The organism is Stenotrophomonas sp. YJH_SMC_33 (genome assembly GCF_059372295.1).
The window spans coordinates 60,451-82,576 of sequence record NZ_JCAFVJ010000003.1; the positions used below are offsets into that span (position 1 = coordinate 60,451).

Genomic DNA, 22,126 nt, shown 5'->3' on the forward strand with positions numbered 1-22,126 from the left:
TCCGTTATAAAATCGTTATTTATATAGTGACGCATGTCACAGTTTTAGACATATCGCCTGTTCAGCTTAGCGAAGGACACGTTTCGCGCCCGTGTAGTGGTCTTTCCAGTAGGGGCCACTGAGCGAGTCCAGGCGAACCGTACCGCCGGTACTCGGCGCGTGCACAAAACGCCCTTCACCTACATAGATGCCCACGTGGGTGACGCTGCCGCGGCTGCCGAAGAACACCAGGTCGCCGGTGGCCAGGCGTTGCGGATCGATCCTGGGGCCCTGTACCGCCGCCAGGTCGCGCGAGGTGCGCGGCAACCGCAGGTCCAGCATCTCGCGATAGACATAGGCGACCAGGCCGCTGCAGTCGAAGCCCGAGTCCGGGGTGTTGCCGCCATAGCGGTAGGGCGTGCCGACCAGGCTGATGGCCCGCATCAGCACCGAGTTGGCGGCCTCGGGGTTGTCCGGCACGGTCTTGGGCCAGTTCGCCGTCGGCGGGGGCGGCGCCGGGCGGGTGGCCTTGCCGCCGCCACAGGCGGTCATCAACACGGGCAGGGCCAGCAGCAGGGCCGGGGCGAGAAACCGGCGCGGGCCGGACGAAACTGGCGTGATGTGCATGATCTCCGGATAATGCGCCACCTTGGAATGGCCGTCATGATGGCGGCGTCCCCGTCGGGCGACAACCCGCCCCAACCCGCCTGCCTCCGGCAGATCCAGACAGAGTTGCGCATGAAGATCGAAAAAGACCGCGTTGTCCACTTCCACTACACCGTTTCCGAAGTCGGCCAGGAGCCGATTGAATCGTCCAAGGACCGCGGCGAGCCGCTGGCGATCCTGATCGGCCATGGCAACATCATCCCGGGCCTGGAAAACGCCATGATGGACAAGGAAGCCGGCGCGACCTTCAGCGTCGACGTCAAGGCGGCCGATGCCTACGGCGAGCGCCGCGAGGGCCTGTCCCAGCGCGTGCCGAAGAAGCACTTCGGCAACACCAAGCTGGCCCCGGGCCAGCAGGTGGTGCTGCAGACCAACTTCGGCCCGCGTGCGGTGACCGTGCAGAAGGTCGGCATGAGCGTCGTGGACGTCGACCTGAACCACCCGATGGCCGGCAAGGACCTGCACTTCGACGTGGAAATCGTCGATGTGCGCGAAGCCGGCAAGGAAGAGATCGACCACGGCCACGTCCACGGCGACGGTGGTCACCAGCACTGATCGCAGCGCGATCGTGATGGATGCGACGGCCCGCTTCGGCGGGCCGTTGCGTTTCTGGAACATGGCGCGGCCATCCATGGCGCGCGGGCCGGCGGCATAATGGCGGACCTGCCTGACGGACGCCCCGTGAACGCTGTCTCTCCTTCCCTGCAGCCGGTGGCTTCCGGCGAACGCATCGCCGTGCTGGACGTGCTGCGTGGTGCCGCGCTGCTGGGCATCCTGCTGATGAACATCGAGGCCGTCAGCGGTCCGCTGGACCTGGCCTTCACCGGCATTGACGTGCACTGGCGGGGCATCGATTACTGGGCCGACGCCTTCGTCTATGTGTTCGTGCAGGGCAAGTTCTTCACCCTGTTCTCGCTGCTGTTCGGTGCCGGCTTTGCGGTGATGGCGCAACGCGCCGAGGTGGCCGGGCGCGACTTCACCCCGTTCTACCTGCGCCGCAGCGCCGGCCTGCTGCTGATCGGCCTGTGCCATGCACTGCTGGTCTGGTCCGGCGACATCCTGGTGATGTATGCACTGGTCTCGTTGCCGTTGCTGGCCTGCCGCGAGGCGCCGCGCAGCTGGCTGCCGTGGATGGGCGTGATCGTCTACCTCGGCGGTGTAGCGATGATGTTGCTGGTGGGTGCGATGGTGTCGATGGCTTCGGCCGAAGACATTCAGAAGATGCTTGCCGAAGCACAGCAGGCCATCGCGCAGCAGCGCCTGGTGTACGGGCACGGCAGCTGGATGCAGGCCACCGCGCAGCGCCTGCACGAGTTCGGATCGTCGATGGGCGCGCTGCTGATTACCGGTCCGGAAGTGCTGGGCATGTTCCTGATCGGCAGCTGGTTCGCCAGCAGCGGTGCACTGGTATCACCCGAGCGCTTCCCACGGCTGTACGTGCTGTTGCGTTGGGTGGCGCTGCCGCTGGGCCTGGCGGTCACGCTGCTCGGCGTTGCCTGGAAGCCGTATCTGGCACCGGGCGCCTACGACCTGCCGGTGACCGCAGCGATGGCACTGGTGACGATCGGCGGGCTGCCGATGTGCCTGGGTTACCTGGCGTGGATCGTGCGTTGGCGCGCGCGGCTGGGATGGCTGGCGCCGGTGGGGCGCATGGCATTGACCCACTACCTGGCCCAGTCGTTGCTGTGTACCTGGCTGTTCTACCACTATGGCCTGGGCGGGTTCGAGCGGATGCCGCGCAGCGTGCAGTTGCTGTTCGCGCTGCTGGTATTCGCAGCGCAGGTGGCTGTTTCGCACGCGTGGCTGGCGCGCTTCCGCTTTGGTCCGGTGGAATGGCTATGGCGTGCAATGACCTATCGCCAGTGGCCACCGATGCGGCGTGGAGCCGGGCAGGGCTGATCGATGCAGGGCGCGCATCCTCACGTCTGGCTTGCAGCTGGGCATGGCATGCTCGGCATCAGCATGAGCGCCGGCAACGGCCAGCTGATCGCCGATCTCGTCTGCGTCCGTACGCCGGTGATCGACCCTGCCCCCTACCGACCCGAGCGATTCCGATGAGCACTGCACCCTATGACTACGACCTGATCGTCCTCGGCGGCGGCTCCGCCGGCCTGGCCGGTGCGATCCGCGCCGCGCAGCACGGCAAGCGCGTGGCGCTGCTGGAGCCGGGCGAACTGGGTGGGACCTGCGTCAACGTCGGTTGCGTGCCGAAGAAGGCCATGTGGCTGGCAGCTGACCTGCATGAGCGCATCGGCCTGGCCAGTGCGATGGGCTTCGATGTCCAAGCGCGCCCGGCGCTGTCGTGGAAGGAACTGGTGATACATCGCCAGGCCTACATCAGCAATATCCATACCAGCTACCACAAGCGCCTGGACGAAACCGGCGTGGTGCGCATTCCGGCGCGCGGCCATCTGCTCGATGCGCACACCGTGGCCTGCAGCGATGGCGTGCGCTACAGCGCCGAACACATCCTGATCGCCACCGGCGCGCACCCGCTGCGCCCGGACATTCCCGGCGCGGAACTGGGCCTGGTTTCCGATGATTTCTTCGATCTGCGCGCGGCACCGGCCGAGGTGGCGATCATCGGTGGCGGTTACATCGCGGTGGAGCTGGCTGGCCTGCTGCAGGCACTGGGCAGCAGGGTGAGCCTGCTGGTGCGCGGTCAGCGGCTGCTGGATCGCTTCGACTACGAGCTGACCGATCAGCTGGCCGAGAACCTGAAGCAGCAGGGCGTGCGCATCCATTTCGGCTATCGCCTGCGCGAACTGCAGCGCGATGGTGAGCGCGTACGTGCATTCGGCCATGATGGCCCGCTCGACAGCGTGTTCGATGCGGTGTTCTTCGCTGCCGGCCGCCGCGGCAACAGCCGTGGCCTGGGTCTGGAAGCGCTCGGCATCGACATCGGCGAGCACGAGCAGGTGCAGGTGGACGAGTGGCAGACCACCCGTGTGCCGAGCGTGCATGCGGTCGGCGACATCGCCGGCAAGGTCGGCCTGACCCCGGTGGCGGTGGCCGCGTCGCGGCGGCTGATGGACCGGCTGTTCGGGGGCCGCCCGCAGTCGAAGATGGATTACGAGAACGTGGCCAGCGTGGTGTTCTCGCATCCGCCGCTGGGCGCGGTGGGCATGAGCGAGGAGGAAGCGCGCCGGCGTTTCGACCAGGTGAGCGTCTACCACAGCCGCTTTCGCCCGATGCTGCAGGCGCTGGCCAACGGCCCCCAGCGCAGCCTGTTCAAGATGGTCTGTGCCGGCCCGGAAGAACGCGTGGTGGGCATCCACCTGCTGGGCGAAGCGGCCGACGAGATCCTGCAGGGCTTTGCCGTGGCGGTGAAGATGGGCGCGACCAAGGCCCAGTTCGACGACACTGTGGCGATCCACCCGACCTCGGCCGAAGAAGTGGTGCTGATGCGCTGAGCCGGGCCGTTGTGGCGCCGAGCCCTGCTCGGCTGCCTTTCGCCCCGGCCTGGCGAAGCCGAGCGCGGGCTCGGCTCTACAGGGCAGCGGGCGCCCCCATGCGACAATGGGCGTCCCCACGTCTTACCGGGCCGCCCTGCGCGGCCCGCCGTCCTCCTGATGTCCACTCCCGCTTCCCGCATCGCCACTGCTTCCCCGCGCATTGCGCTGGGCGGCATCGGCCTCGCCGCGATCGGCGCCATTGCCGCGTCGGGCAAGGCGATCATCGTCAAGCTCGGCCTGCGCCATGGCGTCGATGCCACCACGCTGCTCGCGTTGCGCATGCTGATGGCGCTGCCGCTGTTCGTACTGATGGCCCTGTGGGCCGCGCGCCGGGCCGAGCCGCTGTCCTGGGCTGATCGCGCCCGCGTGCTGTGGCTGGGCTTCACCGGCTATTACCTGTCCAGCCTGCTCGACTTCCAGGGCCTGCAGTACATCAGCGTGACCCTGGAGCGGCTGATCCTGTACTTGAACCCGACCCTGGTACTGCTGATCAACGTGCTGCTGGCGCGCCAGCGGCCGGGACGCTGGCAGATCGGCGCGCTGGTGCTGAGTTACCTCGGCGTGCTGCTGGCCTTCGGGCACGACCTGCAGCGCGAGGGCGGCCAGATCATCGTCGGCAGCCTGCTGGTGCTGGGCAGTGCGCTCAGCTACGCGCTGTACCTGTTCGGCAGCGGGCAGGTGGTCGCGCGCATCGGTGCAGTGCGGCTGACCGCCTATGCCAGCTGCGTGGCCAGCGTGCTGGTGCTGCTGCATTTCGCGGTGACCCATCCGCTGCCACTGCTGTGGCAGGCACCGGCGCCGGTACAGTGGCTGTCGCTGGTCAATGCCACTGTCTGTACGGTGCTGCCGGTGCTGGCGATCATGTTGGCGGTGCAGCGCGTGGGTTCGTCGCTTGCCGCGCAGGTCGGTATGCTGGGCCCTGTTTCCACCATCGTGATGAGCCTATGGCTGCTCGACGAACCGATGGGGCCGGCGCAGATCGCCGGCACCGTACTGGTGCTGATCGGCGTTCTGCTGGTGACCCGCCTGCGACGCTGACCCCGGAGCAGGCGCGTGCGCGCATCCTGGCGGTGATCCGCGCGATCCCGGCAGGGCAGGTGATGGGCTACGGCCAGGTGGCGATGCGCGCGGGCCTGCCCGGGCGTGCACGCCTGACCGCGCGCATTCTGGGCCAGAACGACGACCCGGGCCTGCCCTGGCACCGCGTGCTGCGTTCGGATGGCCGCATCGCCATGGCAGAAGGCTCGGCCGGCTGGCGCGAGCAGTCGCAGCGCTTGCGTGCCGAGGGCGTGCAGGTGGAAAACGGCCGGGTGCGGATGCCGGCGGCCGATCCGGCGGCGGCGCTGGATGCTGCTGTGTGGGGGCCCGGCTGAGCATCGCTGGCGACTGAACAGGGCATCCCGGGGGCGCGCCAACATCACACGGTGCTGCGGCTATGATGGAGGCCGTTCCATGCCGGTGCTCCCATGTTCCCGCGACTGCCTACCGTCACCAAGGCCCTGCTGATCGCCAACGCGATCCTGTTCCTGCTGCAGCAGCCGTTCCTGCTCGGCATGCAGACCTTCGAGCCGTTCATGCTGCAACCGCTGCAGCAGGGCTTCGATGCGTTCTCGCCGGGCGGCAACTTCCAGCCGTGGCAGCTGCTGACCTATGGCTTCCTGCATGGCAGCTTCGGCCACCTGTTCTTCAACATGCTGGCGGTCTTCATGTTCGGCGCACCACTGGAGCAGACCTGGGGCGAGAAGCGATTCCTGCTGTACTACCTGGTCTGCGTGGCCGGTGCCGGTGTCTGCCAGCTGCTGGTGGGAACGCTGCTGGAGAATCCGGCCACGGTGCTGGGCGCCTCCGGCGGCGTGTTCGGCCTGCTGCTGGCCTACGGCATGCTGTTCCCGAACCAGCGGGTGATGCTGCTGTTCCCGCCGATCCCGATGAAGGCACGCACCTTCGTGATCCTGTTCGGTGTGGGCGAACTGGTGCTGGGCATGACCGGCTGGCAGCCAGGCGTGGCCCACTTCGCGCACCTGGGCGGCATGCTGTTCGGGTGGTTGCTGATCCGCTACTGGCGCGGGCAGCCGCCGTTCAACAAGCGTCGCCCGCCCGGCCCGCCGAAGCGCCCGAACCATCTGCGCAGCGTGAAGTGAGGCGCGATGCGCCTCGCTTCACGCGGGTAGGTGCCAACCTCGGTTGGCACACCTTGGCCAGGATCATCTGACGCGGTAGGTGCCGACCGTTGGTCGGCACGCCTCTAGAGATCCTGCAGCACTACCTGTGCCGCGTTGTGCCCCGGCGCACCGGTGACGCCACCGCCGGGGTGTGTGCCCGAACCGCACAGGTACAGCCCGGGCAGGGCGCCGCGATAGCCGGCCTGGCCGACCATCGGCCGTGCCGAGAACAGCTGGTTGGCGCTCAGTGCGCCGTGGAAGATGTCACCCCCGACCAGGCCAAAGGTGCGTTCCAGGTCCAGCGGTGACAGCACCTGTCGGCCAAGCACGCTGTCGGCGAAGCCCGGTGCATACCGGTCGACGGTCGCGATCATCAGATCGGCCACCGTGTCACGGTGATCATCCCAGTGACGTCCATCGGACAGCACCGGTGCCACGTGCTGGCAGAACAGACTGGCCACATGCCGGCCGGGCGGCGCCAGCGAAGCGTCCAGCGTGCTGGGAATCAGCATCTCCACAATCGGTTCGCGCGACCAGCCGTCGCGTCGCGCATCCAGCCAGGCGCGGTCCATGTACTCCAGGCTGGGCGCCATGATGATGCCGGCGCTGAGGTGATCGCCGGGCCCGGGCAGGGCGCGGAAGTCCGGCAGCCGCGACAGCGCCACGTTCATCCGGAACGTGCCGGAACCGCAGCGCCAGTTCGCCATGCGTTCGCGGGTCGCGTCTGGTACCTGTGCCGGGGCCAGCATCTGCTCGTACAACAGCTTCGGGTTGACGTTGGCGATCACCGCGCGTGCACGCAGGATTTCACCGTTGGCCAGTTCCACTCCCACGGCACTGCCGTGTTCAACCAGTACGCGTCGCACGCCGGCGTCCACGTGCAGTTCCGCGCCAGCCGCGCGTGCAGCGGCGGCGATGGCCTGGCTGATTGCGCCCATCCCGCCGATCGCATGGCCCCACGCACCTTTCACGCCATTGCACTGGCCGAACACATGGTGCAGCAGTACGTAGGCGCTGCCCGGTGTATACGGGCTTGCATAGTTGCCGACAATGCCATCAAAGCCGAACAGGGCCTTGATCGGCTCGCTCTCGAACCAGCGGTCCAGGTACTCGGCCGCCGACAGCGTGAACAGGTCCAGCAGTTCCTGGCGTAGCGAAGCATCCAGCGTTGCCAGTTCGCGGCCGAGGCGGCCCATCTGCCAGAGCGCGGGCAGCGCACGCCAACCGCCTGCTACACCCAGGTCCGGCGGCGCGCGCAGGGCCCATGCGCGCAGTACGTCGGCGAAGATCCCCAGGCGTGCTTCATACGCTGGCAGCGCCTGCGCATCGCGTTCGGAGAATTTCGCGACTTCGGCCTGGGCGCGGCCAGGTGCCGACAACAGGTAGCGGTCGTCGGGCAATGGCAGGAAGTTGTTGACCGGGCGCGCGACAATGCGCAGCCCATGCGCATGCAGTTGCAGGTCGTCGATCACCTTCGGTTGCAACAGCGATACCGTGTACGACGCCACAGAGTTGCGGAAGCCGGGATGGAACTCCTCGGTGACCGCAGCGCCGCCGAGCACACCGCGCCGTTCAAGGACCAGCACTTTCTTCCCGGTCTTCGCCAGATAGGCCGCGCAGACCAGGCCGTTGTGGCCACCACCGATGATGATCGCATCCCAGGACATCAGCACCTCGGGAAAAGGGGACGGAGGGAATTAAGTCGCAATTCGCATTGGGTCACAGACAATGGGGAATAACGACTTAATCCCCTCCGTCCCCTTTTTTGATTGCCGCTTCGATGGTGGCGATGTCGATCTTCTTCATCGGCATCATCGCGTTGAAGGCGCGCTTGGCCAGTGCCTTGTCCTGGCTGGTCACCGCTTCGATCAGCATGCGTGGGCTGATCTGCCAGGAAACGCCCCATCGGTCCTTGCACCAACCGCACTGGCTCTCCTGTCCACCGTTGCCGACGATCGCGTTCCACAGGCGGTCGGTCTCGGCTTGGTCCTCGGTCTGGATCTGGAAAGAAAATGCTTCGCTGTGCTTGAACGCGGTGCCGCCGTTGAGGCCGACGCAGGGAATACCGCAGACGGTGAATTCAACGGTCAGTATGTTGCCCTCCTTGCCGTCCGGGTAGTCGCCCGGGGCGTGGTGGACAGCGGTCACCGCGCTGTCGGGAAAGGTGTTGGCATAGAAGGTGGCGGCCTCCAGCGCTTCCTTGTCGTACCACACGCAGATGGTGTTCTTGTGTGCCATGGTCGGGCTCCGCAGCGGACGAAGGCGCAGCGATAGCACGCCTGGTGTTAATGCGGCATCGTGCTGCAGCGCAGGGGAAAGCAGTTCCCGTCAACGGCAGCACGAAGGACGAAGCGTGCAGCCCCTGATCCTGGATGGATTGGGGTGCTTGGTGGGCGGCTGATCCACCTGCTGACGGACCTGCCGGAGCTGGAGCTGTTGGTGGCCTGGCGTACTCTGGCGCCGGCGCTGCAGGCCGAGCGGCCCGACCCTGCAGACCAAGGGCCGTGGTCGTGGTGACGCGCCGCTGGTCGAGCGTTTCGGCGCGGTCTCGGTCGGCCTTGCGCTGGTGGTGGGTGGGGGCGCCTGCAGTTGATGCCACGATGCTGGCCGCTGCTGGGCATCGCGCTGCCACGCGCACTGCTGCCTGGCGACATCAGCTTCGAGTACGACGTGGACGGGCAGTTCGTGTTCGATGTAGAAAATCGGCGCGCCGCTGGTCAGGTGCATCGTGCCTTACCGGGGCACGCTGCAGCCTGCGTGACGGGTGACGCAGGCGAGCATGTCTGCAGTGGGTGTGTCGGAATCGGAACGACATGCTGTCGCTTTGGACGCTGCATGTTGTGCGTCAGCACTCTGGCGTGACGTATGTTGTCTGTCGTGGCGTGCGTCGTGCATCCGTACCTGTCGTTGCTTGGTCCACTGAATATCCAGGCTTTTCAAGTGCATGGATTGAACCATGGGCCGCGTCGAGGCTTGCATCGTGGCGTATTCCACCCGATTCATCGCCGGTTGCAGCACTGCCTTGCGCGGCAGACCCGTGCCTATAACTCCCCGGTAGTTCCATCAACGGAGAGGAATTCATGGCAGTTGCATCCATACATCGCGTGCTAAAGCGCAGCGCACTTTCGGCAATATTGTTTTCCATCGTTGGCAGCGTTGCCGCGCAGAGCACGACCGGCACGCTGTACGGCAATGCTAGCGGCTCCGAAGGCGCGACCGTCGTTGCGCAGAGCGACAGTGGCCTCAAGCGCAGGGCAGTCATCGACGCCCAGGGGCGCTACAGCTTCGGTGCGTTGCCGGTGGGGCGCTACAGCATCAGCCTGCAGCGCGACGGGCGCATCATCGAACAGCGCGATGATGTGCAGCTGCGCGTGGGCAGCGGTACCGAAGTGAGCTTCGCCGCACAAGGCCCGGCGACCACGCTTGATGCGGTCAATGTCACGGTCGCCCACATGCCGAAGATCGATGTGACCCACACCGTCTCTAAGTCGGTCATCACCTCCGAGCAGCTGGATGTGTTGCCGCTGGGGCGAAGCGCTGAATCCATCGCGCTGCTGGCGCCGGGCGTGGTCGCTGGTAGTGGCTCCTTCAGCAATGGCTCGCGCTCGGTGCTGTCGTTTGGCGGCGCCAGCGTCACCGAGAATGCGTACTACCTCAATGGCTTCAACGTCACCAACCCGCTCAACTATCTGGGCGGCATCAGCCTGCCGTACGGCTCCATCGACCAGCAGGAAACTTTCACCGGCGGCTACGGCGCGGCGTATGGCCGTTCCACCGGTGGTGTCATCAATCAGGTAGGCAAGCGTGGCACCAACGCGTGGCGGTTCGGTGCGCAGGTCACCTGGTCGCCGGCCGGGCTGGCCGAGTCTCCGGCATCGGTGAACTACCCGGACATGACCCTTCCTGAAGGATATGCCTTCGAGAATCCGTCCAAGCCGGGCACGTTGTACCGCTACCGGCGCGGTGACAAGGCAACCACGACGACCTACAGCGGCTATGCCAGTGGCCCGTTGATCGAAGACAGGCTGTTCATCCACCTTGCTGCCGAATCGAACCGTCGCGAAGGCGTTGCAACCGCCAACGAAGCCGCCGCGCAGCAGGTGCGCAACCACTACCGCGTTGACACGCCGAAGTTCTACGGCAAGATCGATTGGAACATCAACGACGGCAATACGCTGGAGTACACCCGCTTCCAGGACACAGATCGTACCGCTGGCTACTACCGGGAGTTCGACTACAAGACACTGTCCGAGGGGGATCGCACCGGTACGTTCCCCAACCTGGTCAAGTCCAGTACCGACGTCGATATCTTCAAGTACACCGGTTACCTCAACGATGCATTGACTTTCAGTGCCGTGTGGGGGCGCGCGCGTACCAGCAACCTTGAATTCAATCCGCTGGACTCGGGCAACCCCTATATCAGTGGTGCCGGCAACCAGGATCCCTCGTTGAACGGTGGCACGCCGATCCGCAACGATCAGCCCGATCTCTACAGCAAGGCACCTGATGCGGGCAGCACGACCCACGGGCTGCGCATGGACCTGCAATACCGCATCGGCAACCACGAGTTGACTGCCGGCGTCGACAACATGACCTACCGGGCCAACAACGAAGGGCAGTCCATGACAGGCCCCGGTCATGCCTGGATCTATTCGCGTGGCAATCCGGGCGCATCGCCCAGCCCGGGCTTCGGCATCGCCCCGCCGGGGGGCGAGGGCTATTTCGTGCAGAAGTACATTTTCTCCACTACCACCAGCATGTCGGTGAAGCAGCGGGCCTACTACCTGGAAGACCGCTGGCAGCTGACACCCGATTGGCTGCTGACGCTTGGCCTTCGCAACGACCGCTTCACCAACTTCAACAGCGACGGCCGCGCCTACGTGGAGAGCGGCGACCAGTGGGCGCCACGCCTGGGCGCCAGCTGGGATGTATTCGGCGATGCTTCGTTGAAGCTGTTTGCCAACCTGGGCCGCTACTACCTGGCGCTGCCCAACAGCGTGGCTATCCGCGGCGCCTCCGCATCGACCTACACGCGCGAATACTTCGCCTATACCGGCATCGACGCCAACGGCAACCCGACCGGCCTCACACCACTGGGGCCGGGTCCGGTGTCGGCCAACGGCGAGTACGGGCAGGCGCCCGATCCGCTGGCCGTCGCGCCGACCGACCTGAAGTCGCAGTACCAGGACGAGCTGATCCTGGGCTTCGAGAAAACCCTGGGCAGCCGTTGGAACAGCGGTGCCAAGGTCACCTACCGCAAGCTGCAGTCGGCCATTGACGATACCTGCGATTCAGACCGCTTCGTCGACAGACTTGCAGGCATGGGTCTGGATGCCGACACTTTCGATCTGCCCGGTTGCGTGATCTTCAATCCGGGTGCCACCAACACTTTCCAGCTACGGCACCGTGATGGCTCCGGCTACACGCCGGTCAGCATGAGTTCGACAGACTGGGGCTACGACGGCAAGAAGGCGAAGCGCCAGTACGTGGCACTGGATCTGTTCATCGAACGTCCGATGTCCGACGGCTGGTCCGGCCGCCTGGACTACACCTGGTCGCGTAGCTTCGGCAACACCGAAGGGCAGGTGAGATCGGATATCGGCCAGAGCGATGTGTCCAAGACCCAAGACTGGGATGCGGCGGCGTTGATGGAGTACGCCGGCGGCTACCTCGCCAATGATCGCCGGCACCAGTTCAAGGCGTTCGGTGCCTACCAGATCGATGACGAATGGACAGCCTCTGCCACGGTTCGGGTGATGTCGGGCATGCCGAAAAGCTGTCTGGGCTACTACGGCAGTGATCAGACCGATCCACTCAATGGCTACGGCTCGGCCTACCACTACTGCAATGGCAAGCCTTCGCGTCCCGGCGACGCGGGCCGGCAGCCGTGGACGGCGCAGCTGGACATGGGCGTGATGTATCGCCCCGGGTTTGCTGACAACCGGCTTGGCCTGGGACTGAACATCTTCAACGTGCTCAACCAGCGGCGCCAGCTGCAGTCCACTGCCAAGTACCAGACCGGACCCGACACGGTCTCCAACATCTACGGTATGGGCAGCTACTTCACACCACCGCGGACAGTGCGCCTGAGCGCCTCATACGACTTCTGACCTGCGCGAACAGCGGTTCTCTCTCGCCGCAAGGGTTGGTTTGGCCCTGATCCGTCAGGGCCTTTTTCCCTCCGTTTCCGCAAAAGAAAGGGCGCCGGAGGCGCCCTTTCATCAATAACAAACCATCAGACCTCAGCGCCAGACCTTGATCTGGTCGGCTTCGCTGCGCTGCATCGGCTGCCCGGCCTTGCAACTGAAGGTAGCACCGAACGCCGGCAGGTTCGCCAGCGTGCCGTTGCTGCGCCACAGGCCCGGCGCGCGGATGTCGGCGGTCAGGCGGCGCGCGGCCTCGTTCGGCGACAGCTGCTGCGCCCACAACGTCGACCAGGCGCGGAAGAAGCCCTGCTGCTGTGCCGGCTTGGCCTTCGGCTCCTGCGCGGTGTATGCGGCCCAGGCCAGTTCCAGGCCGGCGATGTCGGCCAGGTTCTCTTCCTGGGTGAGCGTGCCGTTGACCTTGGCACCCTTCACGCCCGGGAAGTCGTAGGCGCTGTACTGCGCTGCCACGCGATTGCCGAGCAGGGTCCAGGCGGTCTTGTCGGCCGGAGTCCACCAGCTGCGCAGCTCACCCTTGGCATCGACCAGCGCGCCCTTGGCATCGATCGCACGGGTCAGTTCATGGCCGACCAGACCACCGAAGCTGCCGAACTTGTCGGCGGCGTCGGCCTTGGCGTTGAACACCGGGCCCTGCAGGATCGCGGCGGTGACGATCAGGCGGTTCTGCGCCAGGTCATAGGCCAGCGACGGCTGCTGCGGCAGCACGTCCCAGCGACGGTCGGCGTTGCCCTTGCCGATGCGCTTCATTTCCTCGCGATGGCGCCAGGTCGACGCGATCAGCATATTGCCACCGAACGAGCCGCGGCCCATCGGCTGCACGCTGTAGTCCAGGTCGCGCAGTGGAGTGCCGATCTCGATCTTCAGCGCAGCCAGCTTGGCCTGCGCTTCGGTCTTGGCTTCGGCACTCATCCAGCTGCTGTTCTTTACCGCCTCGATCTGTACTTCGCGCACCTTGTCGACGATCCATGCGGCCTGGCGACGATCTTCGGCCGACAGGTAGCGGGCGGCGTACTCGCGGCCGACCATCGGGCCGGCGGCCACATTGATTGCATCCAGCACGGATTCCCAGCGCTGCGGCGGCAGGGTCTGGCCACGCAGCACACGGCCACGGAATTCGAACTCGGCGTCGCGGTAGGCCTTGGACAGGTACGGCGCCATCGAGTCGCCCACGCGCCAGCGCAGGTACGCCTTCCACTGCTCCGGCTTGAGCTTGGTGACCATGCCATCGAGCTGCTTGAACAGGCCCGGGTCGGCCAGCGAGACCAGGTCATCGTCCACGCCCTGTGCCTTCAGGAAGGCATCCAGCTGCAGGTTGCGGTAGCGGCTGTTGAGCTCCTTGGTGGAGATGGGCGCGTAGTTGTTGAACGGGTTGTTGATGCCGGCCAGCGACTGCGCATTGCGTGCCAGTTCGGTTTCCAGCGCGATCACCGCCTGCGACTCGGCATCCAGCTTGGCGGCCGGGGTACCGGTCAGCGCCAGGATCTGCTTGACGTAGTTGCGGTAGCGGCCCATCAGCGCCACGGTGTCGGCGTCGGTGCGGGTATAGAACGCCGGATCCGGCAGGCCCATGCCGCCCTGCATGAAGTAGCCGATGTGACGATCCAGCGCCTTCAGGTCGACGTCCGGGCCGAAGTTGAAGGCCACCGGGATGCCGACCTGGTGCAGCGCGGCGATCGAGGCCGGCACATCCTTGGCCTTCTTGATGGCGTTGATGCGGGTCAGCAGCGGCGCAATCGGATTGGAGCCGTCTGCTTCCACGGCGGCTTCGTCCAGGCCACTGGCCCAGAAGTCGCCCAGCAGCTTCTGCACATTGCCCTGCGGCGACTTCATCGCGGCGTCGAGCAGTTCACGCTGCTGCTGGCGGCTGCGGTCAACCAGCTGTCCCAGCGCGGTGACGGCGCCGGTCTGCGGCACCGGGTTGGCCTTCAGCCAGCCTGCATTGGTGGCGTCGTAGAAGTCGCTGCACTGGGCGCTGACGGCCGGAGCGCGTGCGGCCTTCTTCTTGGCGGCGAACGCATCGTGAGTCGGGACCAGGGTCGCCAGGCAGATGCCCAGGGCGATGGCAAGCGGACGGAAGTTGGGCATGTGGAACGAATCCGTGATGGATTGAGGGCGCGCGCACTATAGCAAGCCAGGCATGGGCGCGGGATGCACGCGTCGCGGTGCATTCGCCGACCAAGGTCGGCAGCTACCGGGGAGCGCCGGGATCAGTAGATCCACGCCATGCGTGGATGAAAGACACCCCGGAAAAACAAAGGCCCGGGAATTCCCGGGCCTTTGCAGGTCTGCAACAGCGTCAGCCAGGACTTACCAGATCACCACCTGCTGCTCGCCGGTGCGGGCCATCGGCGAACCGGCCTTGCACTGGAACGCGGCCGCGAAGGTCGGCAGGTTCGACGGTGCACCCATGGCGCGGAACTGTGCCGGGGCGTGCGGGTCGGTCGCCAGGCGGACCTTGGCGTTCTCCGGGGTGTACTTGGTGCGCCACACGGTGGCCCAGTTGAAGAAGAAGCGCTGGTCGCGGGTGAAGCCGTCCACCTTCGGGTCTTCCTTGCCGGCGCTGGCCTTCTGCAGGGCATCGTAGGCGGTAGCAAGGCCGCCCAGGTCGGCGATGTTCTCACCCAGGGTCAGGTGGCCGTTCACCGCCTGGCCGTCGACCTTGTACTGGTCGAACTGCTTGACCAGCTTGCCGGTCAGGCCTTCGAAGTTCTTCTTGTCAGCGGCGGTCCACCAGTCTTCCATGTTGCCGGTCGGCCCGAAGCGCGCGCCCTGGTCGTCGTAACCATGGGTCATTTCGTGGCCGATCACCGCGCCGATGCCGCCGTAGTTCAATGCGTCGTCGGCCTTCGGGTCGAAGAACGGCGGCTGCAGGATGGCGGCCGGGAACACGATCTCGTTCTGCAGCGGGTTGTAGTAGGCATTGACCGTCTGCGGGGTCATGCCCCACTCGGTCTTGTCCACCGGCTTGCCGATCTTGGACAGGTTGAACTTGTAGTTGAACTCGTTGGCCGCGCGCACGTTGCCCAGGAAGCTGTCGCGCTGGGTCTGCAGGCCCGACCAGTCACGCCACTTGTCCGGGTAGCCGATCTTCGGGGTGAAGGTTTCCCACTTGGCGATGGCCTTGGCCTTGGTCTCCTCGCTCATCCAGCTCAAGCCCTGGATGCGCTCCTTCAGCGCGGCGGCCAGGTTCTTCACCAGTTCTTCCATCTTCGCCTTGGCTTCCGGCGAGAAGGCAACCTTCACGTACAGCTGGCCGAAGGCTTCACCCGCATCGTTTTCGATGGTGCCCAGCACGCGCTTCCAGCGCGGCTTCTGTTCCTTCTGGCCGTTGAGGGTCTTGCCGTAGAACTCGTAGTTTTCCTGCACGAAGGCATCGGCCAGGTACGGCGAGGCGCTGTCCACGGTGTGGAAGCGCAGGTAGGCGCGCCACACCGACGGGTCGGTATCGCCCAGCGCCTTGTTCACTTCCTCATGGAAGGCCGGCATGGCCAGCGAGAACTTCTCCGGCGCGGCCACGCCCTGCGATTTGAAGAACTCGGTCCAGCTGAAGTTCGGGGTCAGCTTGTCGGCATCGGCCAGGGTGACCGGGTTGTAGTACAGCTCGACGTTGCGCGACAGCTCCACGCGCGACTTGGAGGCCTTGGCCAGGCGGGTCTCGAACTTGACCACGTCCTCGGCCTGCTTGGCGGCGTCGGCAGCGGCGACACCGGACAGCTCCAGCACCTTGGCGACGTGCGCCTGGTAGGCCTTCAGCTTGTCGGCATTCTTGGCGTCGGTGTAATAGGTGCTGTCCGGCAGGCCCAGGCCGCCCTGGCTGGCGTAGGCCATGTTCACGGCCGAGTTCTTGAAGTCGGCTTCGGCACCGAAGCCGAACAGGACGTTGTCGCCCCTGGCCGCGCTGGTGCGCAGGTAATCGGCGATGGCCGCCTTGTCCTGCAGGCCGTCGATGGCGGCCAGGTCGGCCTTCAGCGGCTCGATGCCCTGGGCATTGATCTTGGCCTCGTCCATGCCGGTGGCCCACAGGTCGCCGACGATTTTCTCGATGTGGTTCGGATTCTTGACCTGCGCCACCTGTTCGGCCAGCTGGTGCTGCACGGCCACCGAGCGCTCGTCGAGGATGGTGAACGCACCCCAGCTGGTGCGGTCGCCCGGAATTTCATTGGCGGCCAGCCACTTGCTGTTCACATAGTCGCCGAAGGCGCCGCAGGCGTCCTTGGTGGTATCCAGATCGCTGGGCTGGAAAGCGTTGTAGGCCGGCAGCTTGCTTTCGTCCAGCGTGTAGTTGGTGGCTTCGGCCGCGGCCGGCGTGGAGGCGGTGGCGTCCTTGGCCGGGGTTTCAGTCTTGCCGCAGCCGACCAGCGCGGCCGAAACGGCCAGGGTCAGCAGCACGATCTTGGGAGTACGGGTCACTTTGATGGCCTCCAGGCCGAGTGAGTCAGGGAAAGGCCGTGGGACGGCCGTGGGCCGAACGATACGCCGCCGGCCAGACCTGCAAGGGTGTCGAAGGTCATGGCCGGGTGCAAGGGGGCCGCTTGGTGGCCCGGAAAAGACAGACCCGGCAAAAGCCGGGTCTGTCGGGTGTTGCGGTCAGCGGTGGATCAGAACTTGTACTTCAGGCGCACGAACGGGGTGCGACCGTAGTAGTCGTACTGGGTGGCGAACGGGTGGGTGTTGCCGTAGCGCGAAGAGTAGACGCTGCTGGAGATCAGCGGCGGCTTGGCATCGAACACGTTGGAGACGCCCACCAGAATCTGCCAATCGGCCTGCTCGTAGCTCACCGAGGCGGTGTGATACCAGCGGCTGCCAGCGGTGATGTCGCGGTAGGAATTCGGACGGCCCTGATAGGTGAACGTCTCCAGCAGGTCCGGGTCCTTGGTCGACGCGATGTACTGGGTCATCCAGTTGTAGGTCCAGTCGCCACGCTCCAGGCTCAGGCCCAGGTTGCCGACCAGGTCCGGGCGACCGAAATCACCCAGCTGGTCCGACGAGGACAGGCCGCTGGCCGCTGCGCTGTCGAACAGCTCGGCGGTGTCTTCAACCGTGTAGGTGACCTGCGAGTCCAGCGAGAACTTGCCGAAGCTGAACTCGTGTTCCCAGTTCAGGGTCAGATCCCAGCCGCGGGTGCGCTGGCGGTTGATGTTCAGGTACTGCGCATACACCTCGGTGATCATGTTCGCGTTGGTACCCGAATTCGGATTACGACGCATCAGGTCGCAGTAGCGGTTCGGATAGGTGGTCGACTCGTAGCAGCCTTCCAGGATGGACGCTGCACTCAGCGCGGTGATCTGGTCGCTGACTTCGTAGTCGAAGTAGTCGATCGCAACGCTCAGGTCAGCAAATTCCGGGGTGAACACCAGGCCGATGCTGCGTGCACGCGAGGTCTCCGGCTTCAGGTCGCCGCCAGCGCCGCCACGAGTGAAGACGGTGGCGCTGCTGTTGCCTGCGGCGGTGTAGTCGCCCGGGATACCGGCAGCGGCGCAGTTGGCAGCAGCGTTGCTGTTGTTGCCTTCAGCCCAGCGGATGCAGGGATCGATCGCGGTCTGCGCCTGGAAGCCGGTCTGATTGCCAAGGTACAGCTCATACAGGCCCGGTGCACGGTAGGAGGTACCGATGGTGCCGCGCAGGCGCAGCGACGGGATGATCTGCCAGTTGACACCGAACTTCCACACCTTGTCCGAACCGGACACCGTGTCGTACTTGAAGACGCGGGCCGAGCCGTTCAGCGACAGCGACTCGATGCCCGGAACTCCCTTGAAGACCGGCACATCCAGTTCGACGAACGCTTCCTTCACCTTCTCGTCGCCCTTGGTGCGACCGGCGGTGGTCGAACCCCAGATGTCGGCAAAATCGGCACCCGGCTGGTCGTCGATCTTGTAGTTGCGGTACTCCACACCGACTGCGGAAGCCACGGCACCGGCCGGAAGATCGAACAGCTCACCGCTGAACACGGCGTTGACCGTGGTCTGATCGTAGGTGGTCTTGCCCTTGGCCCAGACGCCGAGGATCGAGACCAGCTCGTCGACCTTCGAGCCATTCAGATAGCCCGGGTCGAAGTAGTTCGCAGCTGCAGTGCCGGTACCCGGACGGCCGATGTCGCCGCTGATCGAGTTGCGGATGCCAAGGTTGCTGTACTTGCCACTGGAGTGGCTGTAGTTGGCATTGACTTCCCAGCCCCAGGTGCTGCTGCCGAAGCCGCCATCGAACTTGTTGGCGAAGTAGTAGTAATCAACTTCGGTCTCGGAAGCAGACTTGAACGGCAGCACCGGCTGAGCGCGGGTGGTGGTGCCGGGGATCAGCACTGTCGGGAAGAACTGGCGCCACGAGAAGTTGTCCGTGGTGCGGTTGTTGTAGAGGAACTGGGTCTTCCAGTTGAACGAATCAAAGCCGAAGTCAGTGGCAAAGTAGACCGTCTTGCGCTCTTGGCGGTTGATGATCTGGGCTTGGCCGTAAGCCTGGAAGTTGTACGGCTCCTGATACGTCGCCACGGGGTTGCCGTTGGCATAGGTCTGGTTGGCGCGCGGACGATAGCCCGGGAACGGGCCAACCGTGCTGCCATCGGTGCTCGGCACGTAACGGACGGAACCGACGTCGATGACGTTGTGCAGCATGTTCTGGCAGTTGGCCAGGTTGGTGCCGGCCAGGATGGAGCGGTCGACGCGGTCGATGCGGTTGCCCTTGTCGTCCCAGACGATATCTTCGGCGCACTTGAAGAAATCGCGGTCACCGCGGGTCAGTTCGTTCTGGCGGTACCATTCCACGGCGGCGACGATGCTGCCATTGTCGAAGTTCCAGCCGTTGGCCAGCGACGCCGAGAATACTTCACCGCCGCCTTCGGTCGGAACGCGACCGCTGACGGTCAGCTCGGGACGGTCGAAGTTCTTCTTGGTGATCAGATTGACCACGCCGGCGACGGCATCGGAGCCATAGATGGAGGACGAACCGTCCTTCACGATCTCGGCACGCTGCAGGACGGCGGTGGGCAGCACGTTCAGGTCGAACGCGCCGACCGCGCCGCGGGTACCGGCCGGGCCCGGACGCTGGCCATCAAGCAGGATAAGCGTGCGATTGGCACCCAGGCCGCGTAGCGAGAACGTCTGTACGCCGGTACCACCATTGGTGGTGAAGCCGCCGAACTGATTGGTGATCTGCGTTTCGGCGGCGCCGATCGCCGACTTCTGCAGGAATTCACTGACGCTGGTCTGGCCCTGGGCGGCATTGCGCTCGGTGTCGATGGTGAACACCGGCGAGGTGGTTTCATAGTCCGCGCGACGGATCAGGGAGCCGGTGACCGTAACCTTGTCAAGATCAGTGGCCTTCTTGTCAGACGTCGAAGCACTTGACGCCGCTGCTTCCTCGCGGGTGGATTCCTGGGCCAGCACCGGGGCTGCCTGCAGGCAGGCAATCACTGCCAGGGCGAGCGGCAGGCGGCTGGGCGTAATAAGGCGGTTGGTCTTGCGCATTGTGTCGGATCCCCACTTGTTATGCTTCGGTTAACGGAGTGTATGTACGGCGTAAAGTAAATGCAACATGAACATTCCCCGTATGTACCGCGCTTTTGCTAATGGCGTATTCATGTACCGGTGGGGAGCTGCAGAGCTCCCCAGCTGCGTGGACGACGGCAGGGTGCCTCCCTGGGCGGCCTACAGGCCGCCTGGGCCGCAGTCCTTGGCCAGGAAGTCGGCCATCAGCGGCAGCGTGGCCCGGTAGTGGCTCGGGTACCACGGCATGCTGTGCGGCATGTCGGCGATCAACTCGAACTTCGCCGGAACCTTGCCTTGAACTGCGTTGTAGAACGATCGGGCGTGGAACGCCGGAGTGCGTACGTCACGATCTCCGACGTAAAGCAGTACCGGGATGGTCGCCTTGGCCGTGTTCTGTATCGGGTCCATTCCCTTGACGGTCTGCCCCTGCAGGATGCGCTGCAGGCGGTTCTCGCTCCATGACATGCCGACTCTGCCGAGATCGGTGACGGGCGCTCCGGCAATGGCACACTGGAAAGGCGAGGGGCTGCGGACCGTGGCTGCAGCGGCTGCGAAGCCGCCATAGGAGTACCCGAAGATGGCCAGGCGGTCCTTTGCGGCGATGCCCTGCTGCACCAGCCACGCAGCCGCATCGTCATTGTCGTCCTGCATGGTCAGCCCCCACTGCCTGTCACCCGCGAGCCAGTGGTCGCGTCCAAAGCCGGTTGAGCCTCGATACTGGGGGCGGATGACAGCGTAGCCACGCGAGGTGAAGTAAGGCACCCAGCCAGATGCATCCCAGCCGGCATAGTCACGAGCCCATGGGCCACCGTGCGGGTGCACGAGCGCTGGAAGTGGTTCTCCCCCTTCCTTCCAGCCCGCGGGCAGATCAAGGATGGCGGGAATCTTTCGTCCGTCGCGGGCGGTATAGGTGACCCAGCGTTGCTGGCCGATCTGCCTGCCATCGATCCAGGGTCGCTCACTGCCCAGGGTGGTCACCTGTTTGCGGTCGCTGAGTATGTGATAGGTCGTCGGCGTGTCGGCACTGTTGGTGGTAAAGAGCACGCGGGAGAGATCGTCGTTGTAGCCGGTGATGGCGACGTACTTCCCCGGATAGGCCTGTTTGAGGCCGTCGAAGAGGGCCTTCATCTGCGGGTCGACATAGATCGCTTCGCGCCGCGGCCCATCCACATAGAAGCCCAGAACCTGATTGAAGTTGCTGGGTTTGCTGCCGAGGATGAGGCCGCTGATCGGATACTGCGGGTGGGCGGCCAGCGGCTCCTTGTCGAAGGTCCGGGTTGCTGGGTCGTACAGGCGGGCCTGCACCTGCTCGGAAAATCTGTCGGTGAGGATGTAGAGCTTGCCGGTCTGGTCATCGATGCCGGCCACGTCCATCGTGTAGCGTTCGCTGAGCTTGGTTGTCAGCGCATCGTGCTTCTCGAACTTTCCGCTTGCCTTGTCCTTGATCAGGATCTGCTGTTCGTACTCGCTCGACCCGGCCGGTTCGATCTGGGTCCTTGTCAGGAGTTCGCCGCTGCGGGGATGGAACAACCCGGGCGTCGAGCGCGCGTCGCCACGGAAGAGCAGCTCGGTCTGTCCGGTCTTGAGATTGAACAGGTAGTAGCCTGCCGAGAACGTTGACTGATTGATCTGTGAAATGATGACCTTGTCAGGGTCCATTGGGAGCGAGTGAACCAGTGATGCAGTTCCCGCCAGTTCCAGGCAGCGTTGTGTCTGTTCGCTGATGCCAAGCTTGCGTGAATTGTCGGCGAATGCTTCGTCGAACTTGGTCTGGGAAGTGTCGGTCAGGTAAGCCTTCGATAGGAAAGTCTTGGTGTTTCCCACCGAGTTGCCTTCTCCACAACCGGCCAGCTGCGCGGTAAGTTCCTGGCGGCCGATGACAAGGCTGCGGCCGGCCTTCAATGCGCTGGCGGCGATGAACTTCATGCGGTCGCCGGAGGGCGTGATGGCCACCGGGCCTGCGCCGAGATTGTCCAGGTTCCAGTTGGCGAGCGCGGTGTCACCGTTGTTGCTTCCCGGGGCAGCGATGATCGCAACCAGCTGTTTGCCATCGGGGCTCATGGTGACCGATTGGATGGCGGGAATCTTGGCGAAGTCGTCGACCGGCAGCGGTGTAGCCAGCGCCTGGCCCACGGCCAGGCCCAGCAGCGTAGCAGCAGCGCCCACATGGGCGAAGAGGCGTGTGGCTTTCATGTACAGGGCATCCTTGGCAGTTTGAC

14 protein-coding genes and 1 pseudogene are annotated in these 22,126 nt (G+C 64.9%); 8 read left to right on the plus strand and 7 right to left on the minus strand.

Annotated elements, in window-relative coordinates; genetic code table 11:
- Positions 1 to 66: 66 nt before the first annotated feature.
- A complete protein-coding gene (locus AC5P9W_RS06955; protein ID WP_031270212.1) occupies positions 67 to 606 on the minus strand; it encodes a C40 family peptidase in 540 nt (179 codons plus the stop codon).
- A 111-nt stretch (positions 607 to 717) separates the two neighbouring features.
- Between AC5P9W_RS06955 and AC5P9W_RS06960 the strand changes: the two genes are divergently transcribed.
- The 7 genes and pseudogenes from AC5P9W_RS06960 to AC5P9W_RS06990 all read left to right on the plus strand — a co-directional run bounded on the left by AC5P9W_RS06960 (position 718) and on the right by AC5P9W_RS06990 (position 6,241).
- The gene (locus tag AC5P9W_RS06960) at positions 718 to 1,200 is read left to right on the plus strand and encodes an FKBP-type peptidyl-prolyl cis-trans isomerase (RefSeq protein ID WP_031270214.1); all 483 of its coding nucleotides are present in this window, start codon (positions 718 to 720) and stop codon (positions 1,198 to 1,200) included.
- Positions 1,201 to 1,299: 99 nt separating this feature from the next.
- Positions 1,300 to 2,544, plus strand: a complete 1,245-nt coding sequence (locus AC5P9W_RS06965; RefSeq protein ID WP_021203391.1) for a DUF418 domain-containing protein — start codon at positions 1,300 to 1,302, stop codon at positions 2,542 to 2,544.
- Between the two features lie 15 nt (positions 2,545 to 2,559).
- Positions 2,560 to 2,703, plus strand: a pseudogene (locus AC5P9W_RS06970) (amino acid dehydrogenase); the annotation flags it as partial.
- Positions 2,700 to 4,058 (plus strand): glutathione-disulfide reductase, encoded by a 1,359-nt coding sequence (gene gorA, locus AC5P9W_RS06975; RefSeq protein WP_019660629.1) that lies wholly within the window; start codon positions 2,700 to 2,702, stop codon positions 4,056 to 4,058. The pseudogene AC5P9W_RS06970 and the gene gorA, both read left to right, overlap by 4 nt.
- A 159-nt stretch (positions 4,059 to 4,217) precedes the next feature.
- Positions 4,218 to 5,138: a DMT family transporter gene (locus AC5P9W_RS06980; RefSeq protein WP_019660628.1), complete on the plus strand. Its 921-nt coding sequence runs from the start codon at positions 4,218 to 4,220 to the stop codon at positions 5,136 to 5,138.
- Entirely contained in the window at positions 5,045 to 5,473 is a 429-nt protein-coding gene (locus AC5P9W_RS06985; protein WP_425605136.1) for an MGMT family protein, read from the plus strand. The genes AC5P9W_RS06980 and AC5P9W_RS06985 overlap by 94 nt, the downstream gene beginning before the upstream one ends.
- 93 nt (positions 5,474 to 5,566) lie before the next feature.
- The gene (locus AC5P9W_RS06990) at positions 5,567 to 6,241 is read left to right on the plus strand and encodes a rhomboid family intramembrane serine protease (RefSeq protein WP_005410509.1); all 675 of its coding nucleotides are present in this window, start codon (positions 5,567 to 5,569) and stop codon (positions 6,239 to 6,241) included.
- A gap of 104 nt (positions 6,242 to 6,345) precedes the next feature.
- Here the strand turns inward: AC5P9W_RS06990 and AC5P9W_RS06995 are convergent, their stop codons facing one another.
- The gene (locus tag AC5P9W_RS06995) at positions 6,346 to 7,929 is read right to left on the minus strand and encodes a phytoene desaturase family protein (protein ID WP_111098604.1); all 1,584 of its coding nucleotides are present in this window, start codon (positions 7,927 to 7,929) and stop codon (positions 6,346 to 6,348) included.
- Between the two features lie 76 nt (positions 7,930 to 8,005).
- Positions 8,006 to 8,500 (minus strand): VOC family protein, encoded by a 495-nt coding sequence (locus AC5P9W_RS07000; RefSeq protein WP_021203393.1) that lies wholly within the window; start codon positions 8,498 to 8,500, stop codon positions 8,006 to 8,008.
- 842 nt (positions 8,501 to 9,342) lie between these two features.
- On the opposite strand from AC5P9W_RS07000, the gene AC5P9W_RS07005 reads away from it, so the two are divergent.
- Positions 9,343 to 12,372 carry a TonB-dependent receptor gene (locus AC5P9W_RS07005; RefSeq protein WP_111098591.1) on the plus strand — a complete coding sequence of 1,010 codons (3,030 nt, stop codon included), beginning with the start codon at positions 9,343 to 9,345 and terminating at the stop codon, positions 12,370 to 12,372.
- A gap of 132 nt (positions 12,373 to 12,504) precedes the next feature.
- On the opposite strand, the gene AC5P9W_RS07010 is transcribed toward AC5P9W_RS07005, so the two are convergent.
- The 4 genes from AC5P9W_RS07010 to AC5P9W_RS07025 all read right to left on the minus strand — a co-directional run bounded on the left by AC5P9W_RS07010 (position 12,505) and on the right by AC5P9W_RS07025 (position 22,100).
- A complete protein-coding gene (locus AC5P9W_RS07010; protein WP_111102211.1) occupies positions 12,505 to 14,511 on the minus strand; it encodes a M13 family metallopeptidase in 2,007 nt (668 codons plus the stop codon).
- A gap of 222 nt (positions 14,512 to 14,733) precedes the next feature.
- Entirely contained in the window at positions 14,734 to 16,836 is a 2,103-nt protein-coding gene (locus tag AC5P9W_RS07015; RefSeq protein ID WP_111102210.1) for a M13 family metallopeptidase, read from the minus strand.
- Between the two features lie 188 nt (positions 16,837 to 17,024).
- Positions 17,025 to 19,886, minus strand: coding sequence for a TonB-dependent receptor domain-containing protein (locus tag AC5P9W_RS07020; RefSeq protein WP_019660622.1), 2,862 nt, complete (start codon positions 19,884 to 19,886; stop codon positions 17,025 to 17,027).
- Positions 19,887 to 20,066: 180 nt separating this feature from the next.
- Positions 20,067 to 22,100 (minus strand): alpha/beta hydrolase family protein, encoded by a 2,034-nt coding sequence (locus tag AC5P9W_RS07025; RefSeq protein WP_134734790.1) that lies wholly within the window; start codon positions 22,098 to 22,100, stop codon positions 20,067 to 20,069.
- Positions 22,101 to 22,126 lie beyond the last annotated feature (26 nt).

What these genes read in the sequence shown, in the direction of transcription:
- AC5P9W_RS06955 (WP_031270212.1), bottom strand. Translation starts at nt 606, where the DNA reads ATGCACATCACGCCAGTTTCGTCCGGCCCGCGCCGGTTTCTCGCCCCG.
- AC5P9W_RS06960 (WP_031270214.1), top strand. Translation starts at nt 718, where the DNA reads ATGAAGATCGAAAAAGACCGCGTTGTCCACTTCCACTACACCGTTTCC.
- AC5P9W_RS06965 (WP_021203391.1), top strand. Translation starts at nt 1,300, where the DNA reads ATGGCGGACCTGCCTGACGGACGCCCCGTGAACGCTGTCTCTCCTTCC.
- gorA (WP_019660629.1), top strand. Translation starts at nt 2,700, where the DNA reads ATGAGCACTGCACCCTATGACTACGACCTGATCGTCCTCGGCGGCGGC.
- AC5P9W_RS06980 (WP_019660628.1), top strand. Translation starts at nt 4,218, where the DNA reads ATGTCCACTCCCGCTTCCCGCATCGCCACTGCTTCCCCGCGCATTGCG.
- AC5P9W_RS06985 (WP_425605136.1), top strand. Translation starts at nt 5,045, where the DNA reads ATGGCTGCTCGACGAACCGATGGGGCCGGCGCAGATCGCCGGCACCGT.
- AC5P9W_RS06990 (WP_005410509.1), top strand. Translation starts at nt 5,567, where the DNA reads ATGTTCCCGCGACTGCCTACCGTCACCAAGGCCCTGCTGATCGCCAAC.
- AC5P9W_RS06995 (WP_111098604.1), bottom strand. Translation starts at nt 7,929, where the DNA reads ATGTCCTGGGATGCGATCATCATCGGTGGTGGCCACAACGGCCTGGTC.
- AC5P9W_RS07000 (WP_021203393.1), bottom strand. Translation starts at nt 8,500, where the DNA reads ATGGCACACAAGAACACCATCTGCGTGTGGTACGACAAGGAAGCGCTG.
- AC5P9W_RS07005 (WP_111098591.1), top strand. Translation starts at nt 9,343, where the DNA reads ATGGCAGTTGCATCCATACATCGCGTGCTAAAGCGCAGCGCACTTTCG.
- AC5P9W_RS07010 (WP_111102211.1), bottom strand. Translation starts at nt 14,511, where the DNA reads ATGCCCAACTTCCGTCCGCTTGCCATCGCCCTGGGCATCTGCCTGGCG.
- AC5P9W_RS07020 (WP_019660622.1), bottom strand. Translation starts at nt 19,886, where the DNA reads ATGCGCAAGACCAACCGCCTTATTACGCCCAGCCGCCTGCCGCTCGCC.
- AC5P9W_RS07025 (WP_134734790.1), bottom strand. Translation starts at nt 22,100, where the DNA reads ATGAAAGCCACACGCCTCTTCGCCCATGTGGGCGCTGCTGCTACGCTG.